Origin of the sequence: Streptomyces sp. NPDC127092 (assembly GCF_042722475.1) — a bacterium.
GTDB lineage: Bacteria > Actinomycetota > Actinomycetes > Streptomycetales > Streptomycetaceae > Streptomyces.
On the sequence record NZ_JBHXFE010000001.1, the window covers coordinates 268,455 to 294,635 of the forward strand.

General features: G+C 72.5%; 25 protein-coding genes and 1 pseudogene. 8 read left to right on the forward strand and 18 right to left on the reverse strand.

What is annotated here, in order from left to right; genetic code table 11:
- Positions 1–105: 105 nt before the first annotated feature.
- The 10 genes from ACFWJO_RS01090 to ACFWJO_RS01135 form a co-directional block, all read right to left on the reverse strand.
- The gene (locus ACFWJO_RS01090; RefSeq protein ID WP_386862720.1) at positions 106–1,110 is read right to left on the reverse strand and encodes a sugar phosphate isomerase/epimerase family protein; all 1,005 of its coding nucleotides are present in this window, start codon (positions 1,108–1,110) and stop codon (positions 106–108) included.
- 1 nt (position 1,111) lies between these two features.
- On the reverse strand, positions 1,112–2,323 hold the full coding sequence (locus ACFWJO_RS01095) for a Gfo/Idh/MocA family protein (protein ID WP_386862721.1): 1,212 nt from the start codon (positions 2,321–2,323) through the stop codon (positions 1,112–1,114).
- Between the two features lie 43 nt (positions 2,324–2,366).
- Complete coding sequence (locus tag ACFWJO_RS01100) at positions 2,367–3,425, reverse strand: substrate-binding domain-containing protein (RefSeq protein ID WP_386862722.1); 1,059 nt, start codon at positions 3,423–3,425, stop codon at positions 2,367–2,369.
- Between the two features lie 143 nt (positions 3,426–3,568).
- Entirely contained in the window at positions 3,569–4,567 is a 999-nt protein-coding gene (locus ACFWJO_RS01105) for an ABC transporter permease (protein WP_386862723.1), read from the reverse strand.
- Positions 4,564–6,054, reverse strand: a complete 1,491-nt coding sequence (locus tag ACFWJO_RS01110) for a sugar ABC transporter ATP-binding protein (RefSeq protein ID WP_386862724.1) — start codon at positions 6,052–6,054, stop codon at positions 4,564–4,566. The genes ACFWJO_RS01105 and ACFWJO_RS01110 overlap by 4 nt, the downstream gene beginning before the upstream one ends.
- A gap of 341 nt (positions 6,055–6,395) precedes the next feature.
- The gene (locus ACFWJO_RS01115; RefSeq protein WP_386862844.1) at positions 6,396–7,577 is read right to left on the reverse strand and encodes an ROK family protein; all 1,182 of its coding nucleotides are present in this window, start codon (positions 7,575–7,577) and stop codon (positions 6,396–6,398) included.
- Positions 7,578–7,779: 202 nt separating this feature from the next.
- Positions 7,780–8,424, reverse strand: coding sequence for a class F sortase (locus ACFWJO_RS01120; protein WP_386862725.1), 645 nt, complete (start codon positions 8,422–8,424; stop codon positions 7,780–7,782).
- A 117-nt stretch (positions 8,425–8,541) separates the two neighbouring features.
- Entirely contained in the window at positions 8,542–9,231 is a 690-nt protein-coding gene (locus ACFWJO_RS01125; protein WP_386862726.1) for a hypothetical protein, read from the reverse strand.
- Positions 9,232–9,428: 197 nt separating this feature from the next.
- The gene (locus ACFWJO_RS01130) at positions 9,429–11,183 is read right to left on the reverse strand and encodes a serine/threonine-protein kinase (RefSeq protein WP_386862727.1); all 1,755 of its coding nucleotides are present in this window, start codon (positions 11,181–11,183) and stop codon (positions 9,429–9,431) included.
- Between the two features lie 70 nt (positions 11,184–11,253).
- A complete protein-coding gene (locus ACFWJO_RS01135; RefSeq protein ID WP_386862728.1) occupies positions 11,254–12,198 on the reverse strand; it encodes a beta-ketoacyl-ACP synthase III in 945 nt (314 codons plus the stop codon).
- Positions 12,199–12,401: 203 nt separating this feature from the next.
- On the opposite strand from ACFWJO_RS01135, the gene fdhD reads away from it, so the two are divergent.
- On the forward strand, positions 12,402–13,259 hold the full coding sequence (fdhD, locus tag ACFWJO_RS01140; protein WP_386862729.1) for a formate dehydrogenase accessory sulfurtransferase FdhD: 858 nt from the start codon (positions 12,402–12,404) through the stop codon (positions 13,257–13,259).
- Between the two features lie 97 nt (positions 13,260–13,356).
- On the opposite strand, the gene ACFWJO_RS01145 is transcribed toward fdhD, so the two are convergent.
- On the reverse strand, positions 13,357–14,235 hold the full coding sequence (locus ACFWJO_RS01145) for a helix-turn-helix domain-containing protein (protein WP_386862730.1): 879 nt from the start codon (positions 14,233–14,235) through the stop codon (positions 13,357–13,359).
- A gap of 102 nt (positions 14,236–14,337) precedes the next feature.
- Between ACFWJO_RS01145 and ACFWJO_RS01150 the strand changes: the two genes are divergently transcribed.
- Together ACFWJO_RS01150 and ACFWJO_RS01155 are read left to right on the forward strand one after the other, a co-directional pair.
- The gene (locus ACFWJO_RS01150) at positions 14,338–15,033 is read left to right on the forward strand and encodes an SDR family NAD(P)-dependent oxidoreductase (RefSeq protein ID WP_386862731.1); all 696 of its coding nucleotides are present in this window, start codon (positions 14,338–14,340) and stop codon (positions 15,031–15,033) included.
- A gap of 79 nt (positions 15,034–15,112) precedes the next feature.
- Positions 15,113–15,589, forward strand: coding sequence for a 4-oxalocrotonate tautomerase family protein (locus ACFWJO_RS01155; protein ID WP_386862732.1), 477 nt, complete (start codon positions 15,113–15,115; stop codon positions 15,587–15,589).
- Positions 15,590–15,719: 130 nt separating this feature from the next.
- On the opposite strand, the gene ACFWJO_RS01160 is transcribed toward ACFWJO_RS01155, so the two are convergent.
- The 3 genes from ACFWJO_RS01160 to ACFWJO_RS01170 all read right to left on the reverse strand — a co-directional run bounded on the left by ACFWJO_RS01160 (position 15,720) and on the right by ACFWJO_RS01170 (position 18,865).
- Entirely contained in the window at positions 15,720–17,138 is a 1,419-nt protein-coding gene (locus ACFWJO_RS01160) for a hypothetical protein (protein ID WP_386862733.1), read from the reverse strand.
- Between the two features lie 106 nt (positions 17,139–17,244).
- Positions 17,245–18,177, reverse strand: coding sequence for an alpha/beta hydrolase (locus tag ACFWJO_RS01165; protein WP_386862734.1), 933 nt, complete (start codon positions 18,175–18,177; stop codon positions 17,245–17,247).
- Positions 18,178–18,280: 103 nt separating this feature from the next.
- Positions 18,281–18,865, reverse strand: a complete 585-nt coding sequence (locus tag ACFWJO_RS01170; RefSeq protein ID WP_386862735.1) for a TetR/AcrR family transcriptional regulator — start codon at positions 18,863–18,865, stop codon at positions 18,281–18,283.
- An 80-nt stretch (positions 18,866–18,945) separates the two neighbouring features.
- Between ACFWJO_RS01170 and ACFWJO_RS01175 the strand changes: the two genes are divergently transcribed.
- The 4 genes and pseudogenes from ACFWJO_RS01175 to ACFWJO_RS01190 form a co-directional block, all read left to right on the forward strand.
- Positions 18,946–19,377, forward strand: coding sequence for a 4-oxalocrotonate tautomerase family protein (locus ACFWJO_RS01175; RefSeq protein WP_386862736.1), 432 nt, complete (start codon positions 18,946–18,948; stop codon positions 19,375–19,377).
- The gene (locus tag ACFWJO_RS01180; protein ID WP_386862737.1) at positions 19,370–20,398 is read left to right on the forward strand and encodes a zinc-binding dehydrogenase; all 1,029 of its coding nucleotides are present in this window, start codon (positions 19,370–19,372) and stop codon (positions 20,396–20,398) included. The genes ACFWJO_RS01175 and ACFWJO_RS01180 overlap by 8 nt, the downstream gene beginning before the upstream one ends.
- A gap of 42 nt (positions 20,399–20,440) precedes the next feature.
- Positions 20,441–21,124, forward strand: coding sequence for a PaaI family thioesterase (locus tag ACFWJO_RS01185; protein ID WP_386862738.1), 684 nt, complete (start codon positions 20,441–20,443; stop codon positions 21,122–21,124).
- A gap of 67 nt (positions 21,125–21,191) precedes the next feature.
- Positions 21,192–22,166 (forward strand): annotated as a pseudogene (locus ACFWJO_RS01190) (IS481 family transposase); the annotation flags it as partial.
- Positions 22,167–22,396: 230 nt separating this feature from the next.
- On the opposite strand, the gene ACFWJO_RS01195 reads toward ACFWJO_RS01190, so the two are convergent.
- The 3 genes from ACFWJO_RS01195 to ACFWJO_RS01205 all read right to left on the reverse strand — a co-directional run bounded on the left by ACFWJO_RS01195 (position 22,397) and on the right by ACFWJO_RS01205 (position 23,937).
- Positions 22,397–22,780, reverse strand: a complete 384-nt coding sequence (locus ACFWJO_RS01195) for a (2Fe-2S) ferredoxin domain-containing protein (RefSeq protein WP_384412259.1) — start codon at positions 22,778–22,780, stop codon at positions 22,397–22,399.
- Positions 22,777–23,298, reverse strand: coding sequence for an isochorismatase family protein (locus tag ACFWJO_RS01200; RefSeq protein WP_386862739.1), 522 nt, complete (start codon positions 23,296–23,298; stop codon positions 22,777–22,779). The genes ACFWJO_RS01195 and ACFWJO_RS01200 overlap by 4 nt, the downstream gene beginning before the upstream one ends.
- Positions 23,299–23,457: 159 nt before the next feature.
- Positions 23,458–23,937 (reverse strand): MarR family winged helix-turn-helix transcriptional regulator, encoded by a 480-nt coding sequence (locus tag ACFWJO_RS01205; RefSeq protein WP_386862740.1) that lies wholly within the window; start codon positions 23,935–23,937, stop codon positions 23,458–23,460.
- 133 nt (positions 23,938–24,070) lie between these two features.
- Here ACFWJO_RS01205 and ACFWJO_RS01210 point away from each other — a divergent pair, with 133 nt between their 5' ends.
- On the forward strand, positions 24,071–25,000 hold the full coding sequence (locus tag ACFWJO_RS01210; RefSeq protein ID WP_386862741.1) for a zinc-binding alcohol dehydrogenase family protein: 930 nt from the start codon (positions 24,071–24,073) through the stop codon (positions 24,998–25,000).
- Here the strand turns inward: ACFWJO_RS01210 and ACFWJO_RS01215 are convergent.
- Positions 24,954–26,033: a bile acid:sodium symporter family protein gene (locus tag ACFWJO_RS01215; protein ID WP_386862845.1), complete on the reverse strand. Its 1,080-nt coding sequence runs from the start codon at positions 26,031–26,033 to the stop codon at positions 24,954–24,956. The genes ACFWJO_RS01210 and ACFWJO_RS01215 overlap by 47 nt on opposite strands.
- Positions 26,034–26,181 lie beyond the last annotated feature (148 nt).

Consider the following 26,181-nt stretch of genomic DNA (forward strand, 5'->3'; position numbering starts at 1 on the left):
GCGGGAGAAGACGGGCAGCCGCCCGCCTGTCACCCCGTCAGGAGGCACCCCGTCAGGAGGCACCCCGTCAGGAGGCAACCCGTCAGGAGGCAACCCGGGACGACGTCAGTCGCCGCCGCCGAAGGCCGAGTCGAACGAGGCCGCCGGCGGGTCGAAGTCGAACCGCCTGAGGTGGGCGAGCGCCTCGGGAGCGCCGGTCAGCCGGTCCATGCCGGCGTCCTCCCACTCCACCGACACCGGCCCGCCGTACCCGATGGAGCGCAGCATCCGGAACACGTCCTCCCACGGCACGTCGCCGTGCCCGGCGGAGACGAAGTCCCAGCCGCGCCGCGGGTCGCCCCAGGGCAGGTGCGAGCCGAGCCGCCCGTTGCGGCCGTCCAGCCGCTTGCGGGCCTCCTTGCAGTCCACGTGGTAGATCCGGTCCCGGAAGTCCCACAGGAAGCCCACCGGGTCCAGGTCCTGCCACACGAAGTGGCTGGGGTCGAAGTTGAGCCCGAAGGCCGGCCGGTTGCCGACCGCCTCCAGGGCCCGCTGCGTGGTCCAGTAGTCGTAGGCGATCTCGCTGGGGTGCACCTCGTGCGCGAAGCGCACTCCCTCGGCGTCGAAGACGTCGAGGACCGGGTTCCAGCGCTCCGCGAAGTCCTCGAAGCCCCGCTCGACCATCCGCTCCGGCACCGGCGGGAACATCGCCACCAGGTGCCAGATCGACGAGCCGGTGAAGCCGACCACGGTGTCGACGCCGAGGGCCGCCGCCGCCCGCGCTGTGTCGGCCAGCTCACGGGCCGCCCGCCTCCGTACGCCCTCGGCGTCGCCGTCGCCCCAGATCCGGGCCGGCACGATCGCGCGGTGCCGTTCGTCGATGGGATCGTCGCAGACGGCCTGCCCCACCAGGTGGTTGGAGATCGCCCAGCACTTCAGTCCGTACCGGTCGAGGAGTTCACGTCTGCCCTTGACGTACGCGGGGTCGGCGAGGGCCTTGTCGACCTCGAAGTGATCGCCCCAGCAGGCGAGTTCGAGGCCGTCGTAGCCGAAGTCGCGGGCCAGCCGGCAGACCTCCTCCAGCGGCAGGTCGGCCCACTGGCCGGTGAACAGGGTGAAGGGACGGGGCACGTCACGCCTCCTGTCGGGGTACGGGGGTGGACACGGCGTCGCGGGCTACGGGGGTGTACACGGCGTTCTTCTCCGCGCTCTCCTCCACCGCGGCCAGCACGCGCTGGACCTGGAGCCCGTCCGCGAAGGACGGCGCCGGGGCGGTCCCGGACGCGATGGCCAGGACCAGGTCCCGGGCCTGGTGGACGAAGGTGTGCTCGTAACCGAGCGCGTGCCCGGGCGGCCACCAGCCCTCCAGGTACGGGTGGGCCGGCTCGGTCACGAGGATGCGGCGGAAGCCGGCCGAGGCGGCCGGCTCGGTGTGGTCGTGGAAGGACAGTTCGTTGAGCCGTTCCAGGTCGAAGGCGAGCGAGCCCTTCTCCCCGTTGATCTCCAGACGCAGGGCGTTCTTGCGTCCGGCGGCCATCCGCGTCGCCTCGAAGGAGGCCAGCGCCCCCGAGGCGAGCCGCCCGGTGAACAGGGCCGCGTCGTCGACCGTGACGGTTCCGTACGCGTCCGAGCCCGGCCCCGCCGAGAGCCCGGCCGCGGCCCCGGTGAGCAGCGGCCGCTCCCGTACGAAGGTCTCGGTGAGCGCCGACACGCCCACCAGGTGCTCCCCCGCCAGGTACTGGGCGAGGTCCACGGCGTGCGCGCCGAGGTCACCGAGCGCCCCCGAGCCGGCGTGCTCGCGCTCCAGGCGCCAGGTGAGCGGGAAGTCCGGATCGACCAGCCAGTCCTGGAGGTACGTGACCCGCACGTGCCGCAGCTCGCCGAGCCGGCCGTCCGCGACCAGTGTCCTGGCGTACGAAAGAGCGGGCACGCGGCGGTAGTTGAAGCCGACCATGGCGACCTGGCCGCGGGCCGCGGCGGCCTCGGCGGCGGCGGCCATCAGCTCCGCCTCGGCGACCGAGTTGGCGAGCGGCTTCTCGCACAGCACGTGCTTGCCGGCCTCCAGGGCGGCGACCGCGATCTCGGCGTGGCTGTCGCCGGGCGTGCACACGTCGACGAGGTCGACGTCGTCACGGGCGATCAGGGCCCGCCAGTCGGTCTCCGCGGCCGCCCAGCCGTGCCGGTCGGCCGCGGCGCGGACGGCGGCGCCGTCCCGGCCGGCTATCGCGGCGAGGACCGGCCGCAGCGGCAGGTCGAAGACGCGCCCCGCGGTGCGCCAGCCCTGCGAGTGGGCCGCGCCCATGAAGGCGTAGCCGACCATGCCGACGCCAAGCGTCTCTTCCATTGGTGTTCCTCCCGTTGGGTGGTGCGGCTGCCGGCGACGCTGGTCAGTTGAAGCCGGTGGGCAGGTACTCGTCGACGTTGTCCTTGGTGACGACGGCCGAGTAGAGGGTGACGGACGCGGGGATCTCCAGCTCGGACATGCCGCCGACGCCCTTCTTCTGGCCGAGGGCGCGGGCCAGGTCGATCGCGGACGCGGCCATGGTCGGCGGGTAGAGCACGGTCGCCTTGAGGACGCTGTTGTCGGCCTTGATGGCGTCCATCGCGGACTTCGCGCCGGCGCCGCCGACCATGAGGAAGTCCTTGCGGCCGGCCTGCGCGATGGCCCGCAGGGCGCCCACGCCCTGGTCGTCGTCGTGGTTCCACAGCGCGTCGAACCGCGGCTGGGCCTGCAGGAGCTGGGCCATCTTGGCCTGGCCGGACTCGACGGTGAAGTCGGCGGCCTGACGGGCCACCTTGGTGATGTTGGGGTAGTTCCTGAGCGCGTCGTCGAAGCCCTGCGTGCGCTGCTTGGTGAGCTCCAGGCTGTCCATGCCGGCGAGTTCGATCACCTTGGCGCCGGGCTTGTCCTTGAGCTTCTCGCCGATGTAGCGGCCGGCGTTGAGTCCCATGCCGTAGTTGTCGCCGCCGATCCAGCAGCGGTAGGCCTGCGGCGAGGCGAAGATCCGGTCGAGGTTGATGACGGGGATTCCGGCCTTCATGGCCTGGAGGCCGACCTGGGTGAGGGCCTTGCCGTCGGCCGGCAGGATGACGAGGACGTCGACCTTCTTGTTGATGAGGGTCTGGATCTGGCCGATCTGGGTGGCGGTGTCGTTGGAGCCCTCGGTGATCTCCAGGGTGACGTCGGCGTACTTCTTGGCGCGGTCCTTGGCGTTCTGGTTGATGGCGTTGAGCCAGCCGTGGTCGGCCTGGGGCCCGGCGAAGCCGATGGTGACCGGGGTGCCGGGCCTGTCGTCGGCGGCGGGCGCGTTGCTCGCGGCCGGGCCGGTGCCGCCCGCGTTCTTCGGCTCGTTGCTGGTGCAGGCGGTGAGCAGGGCGCCGGCGGAGACGGCGGCGCCGCCGAGGAGGAGGGATCTGCGGCTGGTCGCGACGATGTTCTCGGGCATGGCGGATCGACCCTTCGGGCGTGGGCGGGTGGGGCGGGCGGGTGCGGGGCCGGCGGACGCGGTCGCCGGCGGGAAGGTCAGGCGCCGGCGACAGGGACGTCAGGCGTCGGTGACAAGGAGGTCAGGCGTCGGCGACAGCGAGGTCAGCCGTCGGCGTCGCGGGCGGTGCGGCGCTGGACCAGGACGGCGGCGACGATGATCGCGCCCTTGGCGATCTGCTGGACGTCGCTCTGCAGGTTGTTGAGGGCGAAGATGTCGGTGATGGTGGTGAAGACGAGGACGCCGAGGACCGAGCCGACGATGGTGCCGCGGCCGCCGCTGAGCAGCGTCCCGCCGATGATGGCGGCGGCGATGGCGTCGAGCTCGTACAGGTTGCCGTTGGTGTTCTGTCCCGAGCCGGACAGCACGATCAGCAGGAAGGCGGCGATCCCGCAGCACAGGCCGGAGAGCAGGTAGAGGTAGAGGCGCTGGCGGCGTACGTCGATGCCGGCGAGCCGGGCGGCCTCCGCGTTGCCGCCGACGGCCACGGTGCGGCGGCCGAAGGTGGTGCGGTTGAGGACCAGCCAGCCGGCGACGGTCACGGCGGCGAAGACGAGCACCAGTGGCGGGACGCCGAGGACGTACGCGTCGGGGACGCCGAGGTCGAGCACCGACTGCACGGTGACGATCTGGGTGCGGCCGTCGGTGATCTGCAGGGCGAGTCCGCGGGCCGAGGCGAGCATGGCCAGCGTGGCGATGAAGGGCACCATCCCGCCGTACGCCACGAGCAGTCCGTTGACCAGGCCGCAGCCGAGTCCGACGACGACCGCGGTGAAGAGGATGCCCGCGAAGCCGTACTCCTGGGTGGCGACGGTGGTCGCCCAGACGGAGGCGAGCGCGACGATCGCGCCGACGGACAGGTCGATGCCGCCGCTGGTGATGACGAAGGTCATGCCGACGGTGACGACACCGATGACGGAGGCCTGGGTGAGCACCAGCTGGAGGTTGGAGGTGGTCAGGAACTCCGCCGGTCTGGTCACGCCGCCGACCACGACGAGCGCGGCGAGCACGCCGAGCAGGGAGAGGTTGCGCACGTCGGGCGTGAAGCCGAGGGCGGGGCGGCGGTGCTCCTGTGCCGGGGACTTGGCGGTGGACAGCGTCATGCCGCGGGGCTCCCTTCCATCACGAGGTCGAGTACGCGGTGTTCGTCGAGGTCACGGGCGGGTGCGGTGTGCACGACCCGGCCCTCGCGCAGGACCAGGACGCGGTCGGCGAGGCCGAGGACCTCGGGGACCTCGCTGGAGACGAGGAGCACCGCGAGCCCTTCGTCGGCGAGGCGGCGGATCACCACGTACAGCTCGGCGCGGGCGCCGACGTCCACGCCGCGGGTCGGCTCGTCGAGGAGCAGCACCCGGCAGCCGCGCAGCAGCCAGCGGGCGAGGACGGCCTTCTGCTGGTTGCCGCCGGACAGGGTGCGGATCCGGGCCTCGGGCCGGTCGGGGCGCAGGGACAGCTCGCGGGTCGCGGCACGGGCGGCGTCCCGTTCGGCGCGGCGGTCGATCCAGCCGGCCCGGGAGAAGCGGCCGAGGGAGGAGACGGAGACGTTGCGGGTGACGGACTCCAGGAGGAGCAGGCCCTGGGCCTTGCGTTCCTCTGGGGCCAGGCCGAGTCCGGCACGGACGGCGGCGCGGACGCTGCCGGGCCGCAGCGGGGCGCCGTCGACGAGCACCTGCCCGGCGGTGGCCCGGCGGGCGCCGTAGATCGTCTCCAGGATCTCGGAGCGTCCGGAGCCGACGAGGCCCGCGAGGCCCACGATCTCGCCGGGCCGGACGTCCAGGTCGAGCGGGGCGAACTCGCCCGTGCGGGCGAGCCCTTGTACGCGGAGCACGGGTTCGGTGCGCGGCGGCGAGGCGGGGCGGTCGGGAAACACGTACGGGACGTCGCGGCCGGTCATGAGGGCGACGATCTCCTGGGTCGGGGTGTCGGCGGCGGGCAGTCCGACGGCGACGGCCCGGCCGTCCTTGAGCACGGTGACCCGGTCGCCGATGCGCCGGATCTCCTCCAGGCGGTGGGAGATGTAGACGACGGCGACGCCGTCGGCGGTGAGCGCGTCGACGATGCGGAAGAGGTTGGCGACCTCGTCGGGGTCGAGCGCCGCGGACGGCTCGTCCATGACGATGAGCCGGACGTCGTGGGAGAGGGCGCGGGCCATGGACACGATCTGCTGCTGGGCGGCGGAGAGTTCGCCGACGCGACGGGCGGGGTCGATCTCGGGGTGGCCGAGCCGGGCGAGCAGTGCGGCGGTCCTCGCCCGCGCGGTCCGGGTGCGGACGACGAACCCGGCGGTGGTGGGCTCGTGCCCGAGGTGGACGTTCTCGGCGACCGAGAGGCCTTCGACCAGGTCGAGTTCCTGGTAGATGGTCGCGATCCCGAGCCGTACGGCGGCGCTCGGGGAGCGCAGGCGCACGGTTTCGCCGCGCCAGGTGATGGTGCCCGTGTCGGGCTGGTGGGCGCCGGCGAGGACCTTGATGAGCGTGGACTTCCCGGCCCCGTTCTGCCCGAGGAGACAGTGCACCTCGCCGGGCCGCACCTCCAGGTCGACGCCGTCGAGGGCGCGGACGCCGGGGAACGACTTGGTGATGCCGGACATGGTGAGCAGGGGTGACGGTGGTGACGCGGGTGACAGGGGTTGCAGAGGTGACATGGGTGACTGGTCTGGGGGCATGGCGGGGATCCCCTCGGCGGGTGTGACCGTGCGCGGGCGTGGTGGGACCAGGGGGGGTGGGGATGGGCGTACCGGAGCGGGTGCGGTACGGGTGCGGTACGGGTGCGGGTGCGGGTACGGGTGTCACGGGCAGGGACGCGGACGGTCCGGGTCGGTACCCGTGACCATCGGCGATCCGGACGGCGGTGAGGAAGTACGCCGGTGAAGAGGGTCGACGCAGGTGAAGAGGGTCGACGCCGGTGGAGAGGTGGACGCCGGCGCGGGATTTACGCCGGTGAGAAGACGTGGTCGCTGATGAGGCGGGCCGCGCCGATCACGCCGGCGGCGGGCCCCAGTTCACCGAGGACGATGGGCAGGTTGCCGGTGGCCAGCGGGAGGGACTGGCGGTAGACCTGGGTGCGGACACTGGCGAGGAGGTTGTGACCGAGGCCGGTGACACCGCCGCCGATCACCACCAGACCGGGGTTGAAGAAGCTGACGAGTCCGGCGATGACCTGCCCGACCCGGTTGCCGCCCTCACGGATGAGGGCGAGTGAGGTGGCGTCACCGGCGGCCGCGGCCGTGGCGACGTCGACGGCGGCGAGCCGGCCGGCCGCGGCGAGGCGGCCGGCGAGCTCGTCCGACCGGCCGGCCCGTGCCGCCTCCTCGGCGTCGCGGGCAAGCGCGGCGCCGCTGAAGTGGGCTTCGAGACAGCCGGTGTTGCCGCAGGCGCAGGGGCGGCCCTGGGGATCGACCTGGATGTGGCCGATGTCCCCGGCGCTGCCCGTCGTACCGCGGTAGACGTGTCCGCCGACGACGATGCCGCAGCCGATGCCGGTGCCGATCTTGACGCACAGGAAGTCGCCGACGGAGCGGGCGACGCCCGCGTGCTGCTCTCCCATGGCCATCAGGTTCACGTCGTTGTCGACCATGACAGGGCAGCCGAGTTCCTGGCTGAGCGCCTCCCGCACGGGGAAGCCGTCCCAGCCGGGCATGATCGGCGGGGCGACCGGGACGCCCTCGGGGAAGCGGACGGGGCCGGGGACGCCGATCCCGGCGCCGTCGAAGCCCTCGGCGAGGCCCGACGCGCGCAGCTTCGCCGCCATGGCGAGGGCCTGTTCGAAGATCGCGACGGGTCCCTCGCGGACGTCCATCGGGTGGTTGAGGTGCCCGAGCACCTCCAACTCGGCGTTGGTGACGGCGACGTCGATGGAGGTGGCGCCGATGTCGATGCCGAGGAAGCGGAGTTCGGGCGCGAGCCGGATGTTGTGCGAGCGGCGCCCGCCACGCGAGGCGGCGAGCCCGTCCGCGACGACGAGTCCGGTGTCGAGCAGCCGGTCGACCTCGACGGCGAGCTTGGAGCGCGAGAGGTCGATCTGATCGCCCAGCTGCGCACGGGAGTTGGGACCCCCGTCGCGCAACAGCCGTAGGAGTCGCGCCTGGTGCGCGTTGGCAGGTCGTGCCGTCATGCGTCTCACGCGCCCCTCCCTTGACCGTCTTCGCGGAAGCTCCGCGTCGGGCTTTCGAGGGGAACGTAGCAGCGGGGTCCCGGGGTGGGAAGAAGTCGTGCACGAATCCGCGCCGACTTTTTCCCGACAGTGGACAAAGGAGGGCTCGGGTTCGGGAAAGGGCCCGGTACGGGAGCAGGGGCGGGTGCGGAAGCGGGGCCGCTCAGCGGACGTCGGTCAGGTGGGCGAAGACGACGACGTTGCTCTCGTAGCCGCTGTCCGGTGAGTAGCGGCCGCCGCAGGTGATCAGCCGTAGTTCCGGGTTGCCCGTGGAGCCGTAGACCCGCTCGGCGGGGAAGCCGTCCCCCTTGGGGACGACCTCGACGCCGTACACGGTGAACACCGCCGTTCGCCCGTCCGCGCGGGCGATCTCCACTCGCTTGCCCCGGGCCAGCGCACCGAGGTCGTAGAAGACGGCCCTGCCGCCGGGCGTGTCGACATGGCCGACGACGACGGCGGTGCCCCGCTCCCCCGGCGTGACCGCGCCGGTGAACCAGCCCGTCAGGTTGCGGTCGTCGGGGGGCGGGGCGTCGATCCAGCCCTCGGCGTCCAGGCCCACGCGGGTCACCGGGGCGTCGATCCGGACGGCCGGCACGCGGACCCGTACCGGCGGCGAGGCGCTCAGCGGGGCGGGCGCCGCACCGGTGGCGGCGGGCGACAGGGCGGGCGCGGCGGCCGCGAGGGGCTGGGGAGGGCCGTCGGCCCGCCAGTCACCGGTCCCGTCGCGGACCAGGTGCACGCCGATCAGGAGGACCACGGCGATCACGCCCCAGGCGCCGCGCCGCCCGTGCCCGTACGACCCCTCCACCTGCGACCCGCCCTCTCCTCGTCCCGCCGGCCTAGCCTGCGGTCGTGTGGCGCCCCTCCGACCCGGACCTCGTCACACCGGGGCGGAGGGGCTGTCTCGGTCCCCCTGGGCGCCCCGTCAGCGCTGCGTGGTGTCGGCGGGTTCGCGGCGGCGCATCAGGACGACGGCCGAGCCGAGCGCCCCGGCGATGAGCACCGCTCCTGTGACCATCTCGGTGGTGCCGACGCCGTCGGAGCCGAAGCCGGCCTTCACGCCCTTGTGGGCGCCGGTGGTGGGGTCGGTGTGGTGGCCGCCGCCGCCCGCGATGGTGAGGGTCGTGGTGCCGCGCTCGCCCTTGCAGTCGAAGGTGACCTCGTACTGGGCGCCGACTTTGGCGTCGAGGTCGACGGTGGCGGTGCCCTCGTGGCCCTCGTTCAGGGTGACGGTGTCGAAGACCCCCGACTCGACGGTCACGGTGGGCACTTCACAGCCGTCGGACTTCAGCGTCACGGTGCCGCCGGGGGCGACGGTCCTAGGCGTCACGGAGAAGCCGAAGGAGGTGATGTCGTGCCCGGTGCCGTCCTTCGGGAAGTCGCCACCGTCCTTCGCGAAGTCGGTGCCGTCCTTCGCGAAGTCGGTGCCGTCCTTCGGGAAGTCGCGGCCGTCCTTCGGAAAGCCGTCAGCGCCTTTCGCGAAGTCGGTGTCTTCCTTCGGGAAGCCGCCGCCGTCCGGGAGGCCGTCGTCGTCCGCCAGGGCCGAGGGCGCCGCCAGGAAGAGCGGGACGGCGGCGATCAGGGCTGCGGTAGCTACGCGTATCGCGCGGCGCATGGCGGTCCTCCAGATCACGCGAGGGCGGACGCGGAGGGTTTCCGCGGACGTCCGGGCTGCAGACCCTCGCCGCGTTCGAAGCTAGGCCCGCCCCGACGCCCCCGCCACCGGGCTCCGCCGATCGGGTCACGCCCGGGGCCGGGAGCACCGCGTGGCCGGGGGTCGGACCGCAGGTCGGACGCGCCGCCCCTCCCTCGTCAGTTCACCGGCGGAAGCGTGTTCCAGCCGCGGGTGATCTCCTCGTGGAGCGAGCGCGCGTCCGGCACCGTGTGGCCCGGGCCCTCGGTGAGGAGGGCGAGGAGGGCCGTGCCGTCGGCGGGGCGGTCCGCGGGGCGGGTGCGGAGGGCCTGCCGTACGGCTGCTCCGAGGGCCGGGTCGACGGCGTCGACCGAGGCGAGCGCGGCCGGGTCCGGGGTGCCCTCCGTGATCCGTCGGTACGCGGCGCCGATGCCGGTCGCGGCGAAGGGGCTGTCGCCGTGGGCGGCGCAGACGACGCAGCAGGCCCACGCCCACACGTCGGCGGCCGGGCCCGCGGGTCCGTCCTCGAACTGTTCCGGCGCCATGTAGCCCAGCGTGCCCGGGGCGGCGCCGGTGGCGGTCAGCCGCGTGCGGTCGACGATCGTCGCGATGCCGAAGTCGAGCAGGCGCGGCCCGGCGCTGGTGAGCATGACGTTGCCCGGCTTGAGGTCGCGGTGGACGAGTCCGAGCCGGTGCACCGCGGACAGTGCCGCGGCGAGCGCGAGCGCGAGGGAACGGAGCGCCTCGGGGCCGCGCAGCGGGCCGAGTTCGCGCAGGTGACGGTCGAGTGGCCGGCCGTCGAGCAGTTCCATGGCGAGGTACGGGCGTCCCTCGTCCACGCCCGAGTCGAGCACGCGTGCGGTGTAGGCGCCGGACACCATGGACAGCACCTCGGACTCGCGCTCGAAGCGGCTCAACAGCTCGGTGTTGCCGAGGAGTTCCGGGTGGATGGTCTTGAGGGCGACCTGCGTGGCGGAGCCGTCCCGCCGTGCGAGGTAGACGGTGCCCATGCCGCCTGCCCCGATCCTGCCCAGGAGCTGGTACGTGCCGATCCTCCGCGGTTCGTGCGCGGCGAGATCCCGTACGGCGGCCGGCGCGGCGGCCTCTCCCGGCGTTCCGGGCGCTCCCGGCGCGTCGGGCGCTCCCGGCGCGGGGCGGGCGGCCGGCACGAACGCGGGAGCGGCCGGGGTGGCTGCCGGTGTGACGGGCGGGGCGGCGGCGGCCGTCGGGGCGGCGTGCGCCGCGGCGGCGGCCGGGGCGAAGGCGGGCATCGGCGGCACGGGCGGGGCCGCCTCGACGGGCGATGCCGCCTTGACGGGCGGGTGGCGGCGGCTCGTCACGAGCGCGACGGCATGGAAAACCAGGAACACGGCCGTCGCCCCGACCGGCAGCACCACCACCGTCAGCACCAGCTGCAGCAGGAACCCGCCGATCACCCGCAGGCGGGTCCGGGACGAGAGCCACAGCTCCTCGGGCATGCCGGCGCTCAGCAGGTTCTTCTGCGTCAGCACCCACAGCACGGTGGACAGGACGCAGAAGGTGAGCCCCACGTAGAGCGCGTCGTAGGACAGGCCGTGGAGGCCCGAACTCGCGAACTCCAGGAACAGGGTGCCGAGGTCGGCGGGGTTGCCGGCGCCTCCCGGCCAGAGCGCCACCGACAGCTCGTCCTGGAAGTCGACCGGCTCGGCGACGTTGGCGAGGAGGGTCAGCAGGCCGGCGCCGAACGTCACCATCAGCGCGCGCTCGAAGAACGGCGCCGACCAGTCGGCGCCGCCGGACCGGGCGCCCGAGAAGGCCGCCGCCTCGCGCTGTCTGACCGCGCGCTGCGTGCGCAGCAGCAGGGGCAGCAGCGCCAGTCGGACGACCAGCGCGCCGACCACGAGGACGAGCCAGGCGGTCCCCAAGGTGGACGCCTCTTCCGCAGCCTTGACCATCTCTCCCCCGTCCGGCGGCTCCGCGACGCGCTGGAGTATAGGCGACCCCGACGCGGCGGCCCGGGCCGTGCTACGGGATCAGGACGACCTGGCCCGCGTACGACAGGTTGCCGCCGAAGCCGAAGAGCAGCACCGGCGCCCCGGACGGGAGTTCGCCGCGTTCGACGAGCTTGGCAAGGGCGAGGGGTACGGAGGCGGCGGAGGTGTTGCCGGAGTCGACGACGTCCCGGGCGACGACGGCGTTGACCGCGCCGATCTTCGCGGCGAGCGGCTCCACGATCCGCAGGTTGGCCTGGTGGAGCACGACTCCGGCCAGGTCCTCGGGGCGGATGCCGGAGCGCTCGCAGACCTTGCGGGCGAGGGACGGGAGCTGCTGGGTGGCCCAGCGGTAGACGGCCTGGCCCTCCTGCGCGAAGCGCGGCGGGGTGCCCTCGATGCGGACGGCGTGGCCCATCTCCGGGACCGAGCCCCACAGGACGGGGCCGATGGCGCCGGTGTCGGTGTCGGTGGCCTCGACGACGGCGGCGCCCGCGCCGTCGCCGACCAGGACGCAGGTGGTGCGGTCGGTCCAGTCCGTCACGTCGGTCATCTTGTCGGCGCCGATGACGAGCGCGCGGCGGGCGGCACCGGCGCGGATGGCGTGGTCGGCGGTGGCCAGGGCGTGGGTGAAGCCGGCGCAGACCACGTTGAGGTCCATGGTGGCGGGCGAGCCCATGCCGAGGCGGGCGGCGACGCGGGCGGCCGTGTTCGGCGAGCGGTCGATCGCGGTGGAGGTGGCGACGAGGACGAGGTCGATGTCGGCGGCGGCGAGCCCGGCGGCGGCGAGGGCCTTGCCGGCGGCCTGCGCGGCGAGTTCGTCGACCGGCTCCTCGGGTCCTGCCACGTGCCGGGTGCGGATGCCGACCCGGCTGGTGATCCATTCGTCGCTGGTCTCCACGAGGGCGGCCAGGTCGTCGTTGGTGAGCACCTTGGCGGGCTGGTAGTGCCCGAGCGCGGCGATGCGAGTGCCCGTCATCCCGGGGACCCCCTCGGTGGTTCGATTGCGGCAGGAGGACCCAGTCTTGTCAGCGACCGACGGGTAACCGGTGACGTAAACCACCAAGATTCCCCCGAAGTGCCTGTTCGACCGTGACAAGAGGAGAATGGGCCGGTCAGGCCCCCTGGGGGCGTTCCACGGGGACAGATGCGTCCCGCACGGACAGAAACGGTGCAGCGACCATGGGACGGGTCACGGAGCGACGGCGTGTGGTGCGCGTGCGGGGCGGGGCGGTGAACACGCGGCCGGACACGCTCGTGGCGGAGGAGCCGCTGGAGATCCGGCTGAACGGACGCCCGATCGCCGTCACCATGCGCACGCCCGGCGACGACTTCGCGCTCGCGGTCGGCTTCCTGGTGAGCGAGGGCGTGCTCGCCGCGGCCTCGGACGTGCGGAACGTCGTGTACTGCGCGGGCGCGACGGCGGACGGATCGAACACGTACAACGTGGTGGACGTGCAGCTGGCGCCGGGGGTGGCCGTCCCCGACATCACGCTGGAGCGGAACGTCTACACGACCTCGTCGTGCGGGCTGTGCGGCAAGGCGAGCCTGGACGCGGTGCGCACGACGGCCCGTTTCCCGATCGCCGACAACCCTCCGCTGCGGCTGACGCCCGGACTGCTCGCCTCGCTGCCGGAGCGGCTGCGGGCGGTGCAGCGGGTGTTCGACCGGACCGGTGGGCTGCACGCGGCGGCGCTGTTCTCGGAGGACGGCGAACTGCTCGACGTACGGGAGGACGTGGGCCGGCACAACGCGGTCGACAAGCTGGTGGGCCTCGCCCTGCGGGAGGGGCGGCTGCCGCTGGAGCGGTCGGTGCTGCTCGTGTCGGGGCGGGCCTCGTTCGAACTGGCGCAGAAGGCGGTGATGGCGGGCGTCCCGGTGCTCGCGGCGGTGTCGGCACCGTCCTCGCTGGCGGTGGACCTGGCGCTGGAGTCGGGTCTGACGCTGGTCGGTTTCCTGCGGGGGCAGGACATGAACGTGTACGCGGGTGAGCACCGGATCGCGCTGGACGCGTCGGCCGCCCCGGAGGCGGCGCGCTAGGTGTGCCATCTCATGAGGTTGGTTCCACTGGTGTCCGCTGGGTCCAGCCGTGGTACGTGGTGCTGGAGCCGCCTGACGGGTCTGGCCGGTCGGGTGGTCACGGCGCCGAGAACAGTCCGGGCCCCGGATGGGGGGACCCGTCGGCGCCGGCTCCGTTCGTGACCCGGAGGAACTCCAGCCTTTCGGCATCGAGAGAGCCTGCGGCCACGGTGTAGACGACGAGGCGGATATCGCTGCCCGGGACGGTGAGCACATCGCAGTCGCACGTCACCTCGCCGACCTGCGGGTGCACGATGCTCTTGCGAGCCGAGACATGCAGACCGACCGCGCCCTCGTCCCACAGGCGGCTGAACTCCACGCTTGTGGAGCGCAGTTCCTCCACGAGATCAACCAGGCCACGGTCGTGGGGATAGGTGACGAGAGCGGCACGCAGATCGGCGACGAGGGCGGAGGTCAGGGTGTCGCCTTCCTGCTGCACGGGCCAGGCGGCGAGCCCTCCAGGTCCTGAGGCGAAGACCGCCCGCACCAGATTCCGCTCGCTGTGTGTCCGTCCGCTGGGGTCGCCCAGCAGCGCCGCCCATGCCGGAGTCCAGGACAGCAAGGTCCAGTCGGCGCTGAACACGCCCACGGGGAACTCCCCGAGGCGAGCCAGCATCCGCTGGACCCCGGCCGGAACGTGCGTGGAGATCGTCCCGTCGTGCGGAGGCAGGAGGCCGGCCAGCCGGTACGCGTAGTCGCGCTCCTCAGGCTCCAGCTGCAGCGCCCTGGCCAGGCTCGCGACGACCTGTGCCGAAGGGTTCGTGGCGCGCCCTTGTTCGAGCCGCACCACATAGTCGACCGAGAGTCCGGCGAGCTCGGCCAGCTCCTCGCGCCTCAGGCCGGCCGCGCGCCGTCCGGGCCGCGCGGTCCGCCCGATGTCTCTGGGGGAAAGCCGGTCGCGCCAGCGGCGCAGCGCTGTGCCAAGGGTCTCGTCCACTCGGCCATTGTGTCCGGCGGGTGGCCGCTGTGCCTGGTACCGGCAGTCCTACCGTCGCAGAGGGCACTGGTTCTCCTCTGGCCACCGGCCGAGAGTGAACGCATGACGACCACATTCATCACCGGTGCCAACAAGTCCCTCGGGTACGAGACCGCCCGCCGATTGATCGAGGCGGGCCACACCGTCCTCCTCGGTGCGCGCGATCCCCGGCGCGGCCAGGCGGCCGCCGACGCGCTGGGTGCCCGGTTCGTGCAGATCGACGTGACCGACGACGCGTCCGTGACGGCGGCCGTCGCCGACGTCAGGGCCCGTGAGGGGAGCATCGATGTCCTGATCAACAATGCGGGAGTCTTCGGTACCCACAGTGCCGCCGACCAGATCACGGCCGCTGACGCCAGCGCGGTGTTCGAGGTCAATGTCGTGGGGATCGTCCGCGTCACGCATGCGTTCCTGCCCCTCCTGCGGAAGTCCGCGAACCCGGTCATCGTCAACGTGTCGAGCGGCATGGGCTCCTTCGCGGCCACCCACGACCCCGAGCGCGTCGAGGGCCAGGCGATCGCGCCGCTCTATACGGCGTCCAAGGCCGCCGTGACCATGCTGACCACCCAGTACGCCAAGTCCTGGCCGGACGTGAAGGTGAACGCGGCCGACCCCGGCTACACGGCGACCGACTTCAACGGCCACAGCGGCCCGCAGACAGTGACCGAGGGGACCGACGCGATCGTCGAACTCGCCACCATCGGAGCGGACGGGCCGACCGGGGCCTTCCGCGACCGGCACGGTGAGATGGCCTGGTAAAGCTCCGAACGGCTCCGATATGACAGTCGTTATAGAGCGGTGTAGCCTCGGTCTATAACAGTCGCCATAGGAGGTAGTCGTGACCATCATCACCGTGAACACCACCAAGGGCCGTCTGAGCCTGGAGCAGCGCCGCAAGCTGGCCGAGACCCTGACGGACGCGGTGCTCGTGCCCGAGGTGGGGCAGTTCGCCCCGCCCGCGCGAGTCGGGTTCCAGGTGCACTTCGTCGAGCGCGAGAGCGACATGATGGCGATCGGCGGGCGGCTCCTTGCGGATGCCGGGCCGGAGGCCGACGTCATGGTGATCGATGTTGCGGTGATGGACGGGGACTGGCGTCAGGAGGTGCGGACGGAGGTCATCGAACGTCTTCTGGCCGCGATGGCCGACGCCTGCGGTCTCGCCGAGCCGTCGCCCGCGTGGTGGGTCAACTTCCGCGTCATCGACGAGGGCAGCTGGGGCTCGCGCGGCGGCGTACTGTCCGTCCTCCCCCTCCTCGACACCGGCGTGTTCACCGAGGAGAAGGCCAAGGCCATCCGCGCCCACCTCGGCGCCTGACCGAGCCCACGTCCAAGCCCCCGGCGCCCGCCATCAAGGCGAACGACCGGGGGCTTGGACGTGGGCTCCTGCCCTTCATACGGCGGCGATGAGGGCCTCGACGTCGGGCAAGCCCTGAAGGATGCCCTGATCAGCCCTTGCAGAGCCTGGCCAGTACCTTGCCGGCGGAGACGGCCTTGGCGAGCGGGCCGGCGTGGGTGACGGTGCCGAAATGACCCGCGGGCAGGTCGTCCAGGCGGCGCAGCAGCCGATGGAAGCTGTCGACCTGCCGGATGAGGAGGTCGAGGTCCACGTAGTCGTCCTGGTGGGTCGACAGCAGGTATTGCGGTGCGGTGACCAGGGCGACGGCCGGGATGCCGTGATCGTGCAGCGGTTCGCCTTCTCCGAATTGGATCAGAGGGCCGGGTGCTGACACCCGGGTCGGTCCACGGTCGCCGCCCTGCCACTCCAGGTCCACCAGGGTCTTCAGTTCGCGGGTGGTGGCGTAGAGCAGTTCGGGTTCGGCAGCCCCCGTGGGCCCAAAACGACCGGATGCGGGCTCGTCACCGTATTGGCGTGCGCCGAGGTGTTCGATGACCAGTCCAGCCACCGCGCGCTGTTGGCGCGACCACTGGTCGGGGTGATCGCTTAGCCAGCGGGTGGCGGCCTGGCCCTTGCTGGTGACCTCCGGGATGCGCAGGTGGCCCGTGGCCAGCACGAAGATGACGGTGCGGCGGGGCCGGTCGGCGACGACATCGCGGGCGAGGCTGAGCAGGCCGATGTGCCCGTTCTCCTCCACGGCGTTGGTGCCGTCGCTGTGGCTGACCACCAAGATCGCCTCATCAGGCTGCTGCTCGCCCTCGGCCACTGCCCAGACGGTTCGGGTACGCGTGCCGGGAGTGAGGGTGGCGTCCAACGTCAGCCGGGCCTGGTCATTGCTTCTTGCTGCGGCAAGCACCGTGTCGGCGGCCTCGCCCGCGACGAACACCGCCGGGATGTCCTGGTACGGCAGCGTGAACGGGAGGTACTGGTCACGGGCATGGGCGGGTGTGATGTCCCGCCAGGCGAAGACGACCCCGCGCACTCCGGCCCGCCGCGCCCTGCCCAGCCCGGCCCCGGCCAGGGTGGCCGGTACCAGCGGATTGGGCGCGCTGTGCCAGCCCGGCTCGTCGTCCCAGGTGCGCACCAGCTCCCCGAGCGGCACGGGCCGGTTGCGTACCTCAACCACCGCGATGCCGCCACGGGCTTTCGACCAGCGCGGCACAGGCCCGCTGAGTAGGCGCAGCGCCCCGGTGATGCCGTCCGGCCCGGTGACACCCGAGTAGGGGAACGCCGAAGAGATCTCCGTCTCGTGGTTGCCGACGGTCAGCCGCAGCCCCTCGCCGCGGTCGGGGGCATCCCATCGGGTGAAGGTGTGGACGTCCTCATGCACGCGCAGACCCAGCTCCGCCAGCCGGCCTGCGACGTGATCGACCAGCCGTTCGTGCACGCTCGTGCCGGTCAGTCGCGGCCCCCACTCGGTCAGCAATGCGAGCTCCTGCTCCGCGAAGCTCCGGTCGATCGACCGCATTTCTGCCTCCTTGCCAGACACACCTCGGCGCCTGATCGGGTGCACCTCCGAGCTCCGGGCGGTCAGGGGATCGCCGAAGGCTCGGGCGTGGGTGGGCGCCTGCCTCCTATGTGGCGGCGGTGATGAGTTTCTTGAAGTCGGCGTACATCTCGCCGGCCGCCGCGTCCGCAGACGGGATGAGGGCGTCGAAGTGGAGGAAGGCGTGGATCAGCCCGGGGTAGCGGTGCAGGCGTACCGTCACCCCGGCCGCGCGCAGGGCGTCGGCGTAGGCCAGGGTCAGGTCGCGCAGGGCGTCGTTGTCGCCCTGGCCGATGACGGCCGGTGCCACACCGCGGTGGTCGACGGCCCGCAGCGGGGACGGGGGGAACTGCTTGGCCAGGGCGGGGTCGTCGTTGATGTACGCCGCGAGGCAGGCGTCCAGGTCGGACGCGGTCAGCATGTAGCCGTGGGCGTTCTCGGCCAGGGACGAGTATTCGGGCCCCCTGGTCAGGTCGGCACAGGGGTAGACGAGGAGCTGGGCGGCGACGGGGATGCCCTCGTCGCGGAACGCCAGGGCGACCGAGGCGGCGAGGTTGCCGCCGGCGCTGTCCCCGGCGAGGGCGAGCGGGCCGCCGCCGAAGGACTCCGGGTCATGGGCGATGCGGCGGGATACGGCCAGGGCGTCCTCGTACGCGGCGGGGAAGGGGTGCTCGGGGGCGAGTCGGTAGGCGACGCCGACGACGACCGCCTCGACGTCACGGCACAGGCGGCGGCAGATGCTGTCGTGGGTGTCCAGGTCGCCCGCGACGAAGCCGCCGCCGTGGAAGAACACCACCGTCGCGGCGGTCCCGTCGCGCTGGGGCCGGTAGATGCGGACCGGGATACCGGCCACGGTGTCATCGGTGACGGAGCCGACCGCGAGTGGTGGGCGGGGCGCTGCCGCGAGCGTCAGCTTGCGCAGACCTTCACGGGCCTCGGAGAGCGTGGGGGGCGTGGCGGGCTCCGGGCCGCCCACGCCGAACTTCTCCATCAGGGCCACGATGGCCGGATCCACAGGCATGGCAGCACGGTCCTTCCCGGGCGATACAGGGTGAAACGGAGCGTAACCGGCTAATCGGTCAACGGCCATCGGCAGTCGATCCGCGTCTCGCGTGGCCCCTCGCTCAGTCCTTGACGGTCGTCGCGATGAGGGCCTGCAGCTGTTCGGCGGTGTGGTCGAGGGGGCGCGTGCTGCGCTGGGCGCGGCACATGGCGACCGTTCCCTCGACGGACGCGACGATGAGCGTCGCGAGCTGCGCAGCCTGCTCGACCTCGGTGCCGTGCGCCCGCAGGGAGTCGGCCAGCAGGCCCTCCCACTGTGTGAACACCTCTGCCGCGGCCGCCAGGGCGGGCGGGATCTGGTCGGTCGGCGGCTCCTCGATGGCCACGGCCAGGACCGGGCAGCCTGCATGGAAGTCGCTCTCGACGACGATCTTCCGCCACAGGGCGAGGAAGGCCCGCAGCCCTTCGGCCGGTCCCGCCTCCAGCTCCTTGTGCAGACTGCGGGCGACCCACTCGCCGGTGTAGCGGACGGCCTCGGTGGCCAGCTGTTGCTTGCCCTCGGGGAAGTAGTGATAGGTCGAACCGAGCGGCGCCTTGGCGTGCTTGGCCATCTCGCGGATGCTCGTGGCGCTCAGCCCGCGACGGCTGATCATGTCGGCGGCGCCGGCCACGATCCGCTCGCGCGACGGCGTGCTGCTCTTGGGCATGTGCGCACTTCCCCTCTGGATATAACGACCGTCATAGTCTACCGTGATTCGCGTCTATAACGCTCGTCATAGGAGCTGCCATGCCCATGATCCGGTTGACCGTCCCGGTCGGCGCCCTCAGCGCGGAGGGCCGCACCACCGTGCAGCGCGACCTCGCGGCCGTGCTGCTGCGCTGGGAAGGCGCGCCCGACACCGCCTTCTTCCGCGCCCAGGCGTGGAGCTACCTCGTCGAGCTGCCCGAAGGCGCCCAGAGCACCGCCGAGGACGACGCCCCCCGCTTCCTCGTGGAGGTCACGGTGCCGCAGGGAGCGCTGTCCGAGAGGCGCAAGGCCGGCCTGACCGAGGACGCGACGAAGACGGTCCTGGCCGCCGCCGGCCTCACCCCGGACGACGCCCTGCGGGTGTGGGTTCTGATCCACGAGCAGCCCGACGGCACCTGGGGCGCGGGCGGCTCCGTCATCCGCTACGCCGACCTGGTGGCCCTGGCGAAGGGGCATCGGGCCGATGCGTGAACTGACCTACGTGGCCCGGAACTCGGTCGAATGGCGCGAAGCGCCCGACCCGAAGCTCCAAGCCGACGGCGAGGCGATCGTCGCCCCGGTGGCCGCGACCTCCTGCGACGTCGACACCGCGATCCTGGCCGGGCACGGCTTCATCGACCCGCCGTTCGCCCTCGGCCACGAGTGCGTGGCCCGGGTCATGGAGACCGGCGACGCCGTCACAACCGTGGCCCCCGGCGACCTGGTGGTGGTGCCGTGGTCGATCAACTGCGGCACCTGCGACCACTGCCGCACCGGACTGACCGCCCACTGCACCACGGTGCCGCACATGGCGATGTACGGTGCGCCGATCGGCGGCAGCTGGGGCGGGCTCTTCTCCGACCTGGTCCGGGTCCCGTACGCGGACGCCATGCTGGTCCCGCTCCCGTCCGGCCTCGACCCGGTCGCCATGGCCTCGGCGAGCGACAACTGGTCCCTGTCCTGGCGCCTGGTCGCACCCCACCTCAAGGCCCGGCCCGGCGCCCGCGTCCTGGTCGTCGCCCGGGGCAGCATCGGCCTGTACGTCTGCGACATCGCCCGCGCGCTGGGCGCCTCCGACGTCCTCTACGTCGATCCGAACCCCGAACACCGCGAGCTCGCCGAGAGCTTCGGCGCCCGCACCGCCGAGACCCTCGCACCAATCCGGCACGGCTTCGACATCGCGGTCGAGGCCACCGGCCGCGTCGACCAGCTCGCACTCGCCGTCAACTCCCTCGCCCCGGAAGGAATCTGCGAATCGGCCGGCAACCACTTCCGCCCCGGCGAACTGCCCCTGCTCGACATGTACCTCACCGGCGTCACCCTGCGCATCGCCCGCGACAACGTCCGAGCCCACCTCCCCGACGCACTCGACCTCGCCGCCTCCGGCACGGTCGCCCCCGAATGCGTCGTCTCCCACGTCCTCGACTGGGAGGACCTGCCCGCCGCCCTGCCCGAGAAGCACCTCAAGCCCGTCTTCGTCCGCGACACCACCCCGCCCCCGGCCACACACTGACCGCCACCTCGCACTCCGCGACCCCGCACACAGAGACACCTGATGACCTCGCCCCTCACCACCCCGAACACCACCCCGCACGATCCGGCAGCCGAGGACCTTCAACGCCGACGGGAGGCGATCTCCGCACTCGGCCACGAGCTGCGTCTGCTCGTCGACGCCACCGTCCGCACCGCGGCCTCCCCCGAAGCCCTGCATCTCCTGGCGGACGACGTCCGCACCCTCACCGGAGCGTTCACCGGCCCCCGCCGCGCACCGGCAGACATTCCCGCAGTGGACGAATTCCCGGGCGGGGTACGGATGTACAGCCCCGTCACCGGACCCGGCAGCCCGCTCGCACCACCCCTGCACGTCACGCCCGCCGCCGACGGCGTGGCCGGAACCTGCACCCTCGGCATCGCCCACGAAGGGCCACCCGGCTACGGCCACGGCGGCATCAGCGCCATGCTCCTCGACGAACTCATGGGATGGGCCTGCACCGCCGCCGGAATGCCAGGGATGACCACCGGCCTCCAACTGCGCTACCACCGCCCCGTCCCCTTGCAGACGCCCCTGCACCTCTCGGCGCGCATCACCGGAACCGACGACCGCAAAATCTTCGTGGTCGGCTCGATCACCACCGACCACGACCGCTCGGCAACCCTCGTGTCGGCGGACGGCACGTTCGTCGCACCGGACCCCGACCGCGCCCGCTCTCTGTTCCCGAGCCTGCGCGAGGAAACATGAGGACCAGCACACCACAATCGTGGTGCTGCCAGTCGTCCAGCCCGCAGAACCGCTCGGTCCCAGGCACGTGACAGGGCACCGCAACGCCCCGCTCACACCCGAAGGACGACTGCGCCTGTGCCTACGCATCGAGGCGGGACGCCCAATTGCACACGTCGCCGCCGAAGCCGGCATCTCCCGCCGGTGCTTGGGCAAGTGGTACGCCCGCTGGCGCGCGCACGGTGAGGACGGACTTCTCGACCGCTCCTCCCGCCCGGCGGTGAGCCCAGCCCGCACTGCAGAAGACATCGCAGATCTCGTGGAGGTACTGCGCCGTCAGACCAAACACGGTCCGGCCCGCCTGGCAGCCGACCTCCAGCGGTTGCACGGCATCACACTGGCCCCAGCCACTGTGCACCGCGTCCTTGTCCGCCGGGGACTCAACCGCCTACGTGACCTCGACCCACCCACCGGCGAGCGGTTGCGCGAGGTCATCCGGTACGAGCACGACCAGCCCGGCGACATGATCCACGTCGACATCAAGAAGCTCGGACGCATCCCAACAGGCGGCGGGTGGCGAATGCACGGCCTCGGCACTGATGCGGCCCGCGCATCCAAACGGGCCGGCCCCGGCACCGGAAAAGTTGGCTACACCTACCTGCACTCAGCCGTGGATGATCACTCTCGACTGGCATACACCGAGGCGTTGGAGGACGAACGTGCTGCCACCGCATCCGCGTTCTGGCACCGCGCAGCGTCCTTCTTCGCCGCCCACGGCATCTCGATCCGCCGCGTCCTCACAGACAACGGCGCATGCTACCGCTCGCACACCTGGGCTGACGCCGTCGAAGCAACCGGCACCAAGCACAAGCGCACCCGCCCCTATACACCGCGGACCAACGGGAAAGTCGAACGCTACAACGGCACACTCGCCCGGGAATGGGCCTACGTGCGCGATTACACCTCCGAGCGTGAACGTCGCGTCGCACTCGCGGACTTCCTCAACTACTACAACCACGAACGACCGCACTCAGCTCTCGGCGGGAAGCCACCCATCAGCCGAACCCCCACCACCGGATACCTAGTCACCCTCGGCCATCTGCCGCAGCCACCCGCTGTCATCCCCCAGCAGCTCACGATCGGGGACGCGATGGAACCAACCTCATGAGACATCACAGCTAGGGGCGAGACACCTCCTGGAAGTCGCCCCTGGACATCGCCCCTGGACGTCGCCCCTGTTCGGCGGCCGCTTGTCGCCGGTGTGTGCCGCCGGAGACGGGCCGTGGTTCTGGGCTAGTTCTTCGGCGGGTCGATCATCTGGAGTTCGAGCGTGGCCGGCGGCGGGGCGATGCCGGGGCCGCCGGCGGCGGTCCAGGCGAGGATGTCGTCGAGGCAGTCGTCGTCGGCGCTCCAGCCGATCCAGGCGGCCCGGCCGCCGCGGCGGCGGCCTTCGGTGGACGGCTGGACGACGAGGACGTTCGCCTGCGCGCAGGGCCCGAGGCAGTCGCTGGTGCGGAGCAGCAGCCGGCCGCCGGAGGCCGCGGCGGCCTCGCGGAGCCGGGTGAGCTGTCCGTCGTGGTCCTGGCCGGGGTTCTTACGGGCGTCGCCGCAGCAGCAGCCGCGGCAGACGACGAGGGAGCAGGGGCGGGCCCCGTACCGTATCGGCACCCGGTTCACTCGGCGCCGCCCAGGGTGATCGCGGCGGCCGGTGCGACGGTGCCGAGGCGCGGGAAGTCCAGCTGGACGGAGGCGCGGTGCTCGTCGGCGGTGAGGGCGGTCATGGCGTCCTCGGCGAAGACGAGCTCGTAGCCGAGGTCGGCGGCGGCGCGAGCGGTGGACTCGACGCCGAGGTTGGTGGCGATCCCGCCGAACACGAGGGTGGTCGCGCCGTGCTTCCGGAGCAGGTCGTGGAGGCCGGTGCCCTGGAAGCCGCCGATGGTGTTCTTGACGACGGTCTCGTCGCCGGGGTGCACGAGGCCGGCGACGAGTTCGCTGCCGGGCGGCTGGGTGTCGACGCCCGGGCGTTCGACGCGGATGTGGACGACGGGCGCGCCGGCGTCGCGGAACGCGCCGGCGAGGCGGCCGGCGGTGCCGAGGACGTCGGCGCCGGAGCGGGGCGCGAGGGGCAGGGCGACGATGCGTTCCATCAGGTCGACGAGGACGAGCGCGGTGCGGCCGGGATCGAGTGCGGGCATGGGAGCACCGTATCGGCCCGGATGATCATCGCGGGGCGGTCGGGGATGTGATCCCGCCAACGGGTCGAGGTGCCCGTCTCGCGTGATCCGGGGAGGGCGGACCCCCGGGGCGGCGGGTCACGGCCCAGGGGCGGCGGGTCACGGCCCCGGGGCGGGGCGTCACCGCCCGGGGGTGGCCTCCCGGGTCGCGGGCTCGTCGGGGGTGAAGGCGACACGGCGGAGCAGGGCGAGGAACTGGACGCGTTCGTCCGGCGCCAGAGGTGCGAGGAGTTCCTCGTTGGCGCGGTCGGCGAGGCGGCGGCAGCGTGCCAGGAGGCGGCGGCCGTCGGCGGTGGCGGTGATCGCGTTCTTGCGCCGGTCGACGGGGTCGGGCTCGCGGCTGATGTAGCCCTCGGTCTGGAGCTCGTTGAGCACGCCGACCATGTCCTTGGGGTCGATGGCGAGGCTGCGGCCGAGTTCGGCCTGTGCGACCGGGCCGCGTTCGGCGACGGCGGCGAGCACCGCGTGGTGCCACATGCGCATGCCCTCGTCCGCGAGTGCGGCGGCGACGAGGCCGCGGCCCCGGGCGGCGGCGCGGCCGAGGACCCAGCTGGGGAGGTCGGCGATGAGCCGCGGGGCGGGCGGGGTGTGGGCGGCCATGACCGGAAGTCTACGCCGGACTCGAGGAAATCGTTGGACACCCCCACGATCGCACTCCTAGGGTGCATGTCGTTGGTGTTCCCCATGAATTCGTCGGATCCGATGGTTCTTCCGGCTTCTGGAGGTGTCGCGCGTGCGGCGTGTGCGTCATACGGTCAACGGCGGTCCCGAGGTCCTCTTCGTCGAGGACGTGCCCGCTCCCGAACCCGGCCCCGGCGAGCTCCTCGTCCGGGTCGAGGCGATCGGCGTCAGCCTGCCCGGTGTGCGGTGGGTGCGCTCGGGCGGTGAGGCCCGGCCGCTCGGCGGCGAGGTGGCCGGCGTCGTGACGGCGCTCGGCCCTCGGACCTCCGGTGCCGGGTTCGCCCCGGGCGACCGGGTCACCGGGATCTGCTTCGGCCACGGCTATGCGGAACAGGCCCTGCTGCGCACCACCACGGCCTCCCGCGTGCCGGACGGCGCGACCGCCGAGGACGCGGTCGCTCTGGTCCGGAGCGGCCTGGTGGCACGCGGCACTCTGGCCGCCGCCGGGCTCACGCCCGGCGAATCGGTCCTGGTCACGGGCGCGGCCAGTGGTGTGGGGCAGCTCACCGTCCCGCTCGCGAGACTGCTGGGCGCGCGGCGGGTCGTCGCGGCGGCGAGCTCACCCGGGAAGGCCGCGTTCCTGCGCGCGCTCGGCGCGGACGAGGTGATCTCCTACGGCCAGGAATCCTGGGGCGAACCGGTGGACGTCGCCGTCGACGCGGTCGGCGGCGACCTGCTCCCCCGCGTCCTGGCCGCACTCGCCGCGGGCGGCCGGCTCGTGGCGTACAGCTCGGGCGGCGGCACGTTCCAGGCGCACGACCTGCTGTCCGGCGGCAAGTCGGTCATCGGCTTCCAGATGGCCCACCTGGCACGGACCCGGGCCGCCGACTACGCGGCCTGGCGCGACGAGCTGTGGGCCCTGCACGCCGCCGGGCGGTTGCGGCCCGCGATCCACGCGCGCGTGCCGCTGGCGAAGGCGGCCGAGGCCCACGCGATCATCGAGCGGCGGGAGAACCTGGGGAAGGTCGTCCTGGTGCCGTGACGGCGACCGTCGACGTCGCCGCGGCTGCGGCTGCGGATTGCTCCTCCACCGCCATCGCCTCCGCCGCCTCCTCCCCCGCCTCCTCCTCCGCCTCCGGGTCCCCCGCACGTCGACGGGCGATCACGGCACACACCATCAGCTGCATCTGGTGGAACAGCATCAGCGGCAGCACCGCCAGCGAGGCGTGCGCGCCGAAGAGGACGCTCGCCATCGGCAGCCCGGCGGCCAGGCTCTTCTTGGAACCCGCGAACTGGATCGCGATCCGGTCCGACCGGCCGAAGCCGAGCCGCTTCGCGCCGTACCAGGTCAGGCTCAGCATCGCCGCGAGCACCATCGCCTCGACCACCATCAGCAGCCCCAGCCGGGCCGGCGTCACGAGCTGCCAGACGCCGCGGTTCATGCCCGCGCTGAAGGCCGTGTAGACGACGAGCAGGATCGAGCCGCGGTCGACGTAACCGAGCACCTTCTTGTGGCGGAGCAGGAATCCGCCCAGCCAGCGGCGCATCAGCTGTCCGGCGAGGAACGGCACGAGCAGCTGGAGCACGATCTTGCCCAGCGAGCCGGCCGACAGGCCCCCCGCGCTGTTGCCGAGCAGCAGCGCGGCGAGCAGCGGGGTGAGGACGATGCCGGCGAGGGAAGAGAAGGAGCCGGCGCAGATCGCGGCGGGCACGTTTCCCCGGGCGATCGAAGTGAAGGCGATCGAGGACTGGATGGTCGACGGCACCAGGCACAGGAAGAGGAACCCGCTGTAGAGGTCGGGCGTGAGGACCGTCGGCACGAGTCCGCGCGCGGCGAGACCGAGCAGCGGGAACAGCAGGAACGTGCAGGCCAGGACGGTGACGTGGAGCCGCCAGTGCTTCAGTCCGTCCAGCGCCTCCCGGGTGGAGAGGCGTGCCCCGTAGAGGAAGAAGAGCAGCGCGACGGCTCCCGTCGCCGCGCCGTTCGCGACCGTAGCCGCCGCGCCGGACGCGGGCAGCAGTGCGGCGAGGCCCACCGTGGCGAGCAGCGCCAGGATGTACGGGTCGATCGGCAGCCAGGCCGGCAGGAGGGGCCTGCGGGGGCCACGGCTCGCACGGGATGTGCGAGCCGTGGGAGACGGCCGGGACTGGCGGGACGCGCGGGAACTCATGCGTCCATCCTGGTGTACGGCCCGGCGATCGGGAATCCCGTACAGCGCACTG

What these genes read in the sequence shown, in the direction of transcription:
- ACFWJO_RS01160 (WP_386862733.1), bottom strand. Translation starts at nt 17,138, where the DNA reads ATGCGGTCGATCGACCGGAGCTTCGCGGAGCAGGAGCTCGCATTGCTG.
- ACFWJO_RS01095 (WP_386862721.1), bottom strand. Translation starts at nt 2,323, where the DNA reads ATGGAAGAGACGCTTGGCGTCGGCATGGTCGGCTACGCCTTCATGGGC.
- ACFWJO_RS01115 (WP_386862844.1), bottom strand. Translation starts at nt 7,577, where the DNA reads ATGACGGCACGACCTGCCAACGCGCACCAGGCGCGACTCCTACGGCTG.
- ACFWJO_RS01165 (WP_386862734.1), bottom strand. Translation starts at nt 18,177, where the DNA reads ATGCCTGTGGATCCGGCCATCGTGGCCCTGATGGAGAAGTTCGGCGTG.
- ACFWJO_RS01125 (WP_386862726.1), bottom strand. Translation starts at nt 9,231, where the DNA reads ATGCGCCGCGCGATACGCGTAGCTACCGCAGCCCTGATCGCCGCCGTC.
- ACFWJO_RS01100 (WP_386862722.1), bottom strand. Translation starts at nt 3,425, where the DNA reads ATGCCCGAGAACATCGTCGCGACCAGCCGCAGATCCCTCCTCCTCGGC.
- ACFWJO_RS01200 (WP_386862739.1), bottom strand. Translation starts at nt 23,298, where the DNA reads ATGCCCGCACTCGATCCCGGCCGCACCGCGCTCGTCCTCGTCGACCTG.
- ACFWJO_RS01170 (WP_386862735.1), bottom strand. Translation starts at nt 18,865, where the DNA reads ATGCCCAAGAGCAGCACGCCGTCGCGCGAGCGGATCGTGGCCGGCGCC.
- ACFWJO_RS01205 (WP_386862740.1), bottom strand. Translation starts at nt 23,937, where the DNA reads ATGGCCGCCCACACCCCGCCCGCCCCGCGGCTCATCGCCGACCTCCCC.
- ACFWJO_RS01130 (WP_386862727.1), bottom strand. Translation starts at nt 11,183, where the DNA reads ATGGTCAAGGCTGCGGAAGAGGCGTCCACCTTGGGGACCGCCTGGCTC.
- ACFWJO_RS01150 (WP_386862731.1), top strand. Translation starts at nt 14,338, where the DNA reads ATGACGACCACATTCATCACCGGTGCCAACAAGTCCCTCGGGTACGAG.
- ACFWJO_RS01110 (WP_386862724.1), bottom strand. Translation starts at nt 6,054, where the DNA reads ATGTCCGGCATCACCAAGTCGTTCCCCGGCGTCCGCGCCCTCGACGGC.
- ACFWJO_RS01175 (WP_386862736.1), top strand. Translation starts at nt 18,946, where the DNA reads ATGCCCATGATCCGGTTGACCGTCCCGGTCGGCGCCCTCAGCGCGGAG.
- ACFWJO_RS01185 (WP_386862738.1), top strand. Translation starts at nt 20,441, where the DNA reads ATGACCTCGCCCCTCACCACCCCGAACACCACCCCGCACGATCCGGCA.
- ACFWJO_RS01135 (WP_386862728.1), bottom strand. Translation starts at nt 12,198, where the DNA reads ATGACGGGCACTCGCATCGCCGCGCTCGGGCACTACCAGCCCGCCAAG.
- ACFWJO_RS01180 (WP_386862737.1), top strand. Translation starts at nt 19,370, where the DNA reads ATGCGTGAACTGACCTACGTGGCCCGGAACTCGGTCGAATGGCGCGAA.
- ACFWJO_RS01105 (WP_386862723.1), bottom strand. Translation starts at nt 4,567, where the DNA reads ATGACGCTGTCCACCGCCAAGTCCCCGGCACAGGAGCACCGCCGCCCC.
- fdhD (WP_386862729.1), top strand. Translation starts at nt 12,402, where the DNA reads ATGGGACGGGTCACGGAGCGACGGCGTGTGGTGCGCGTGCGGGGCGGG.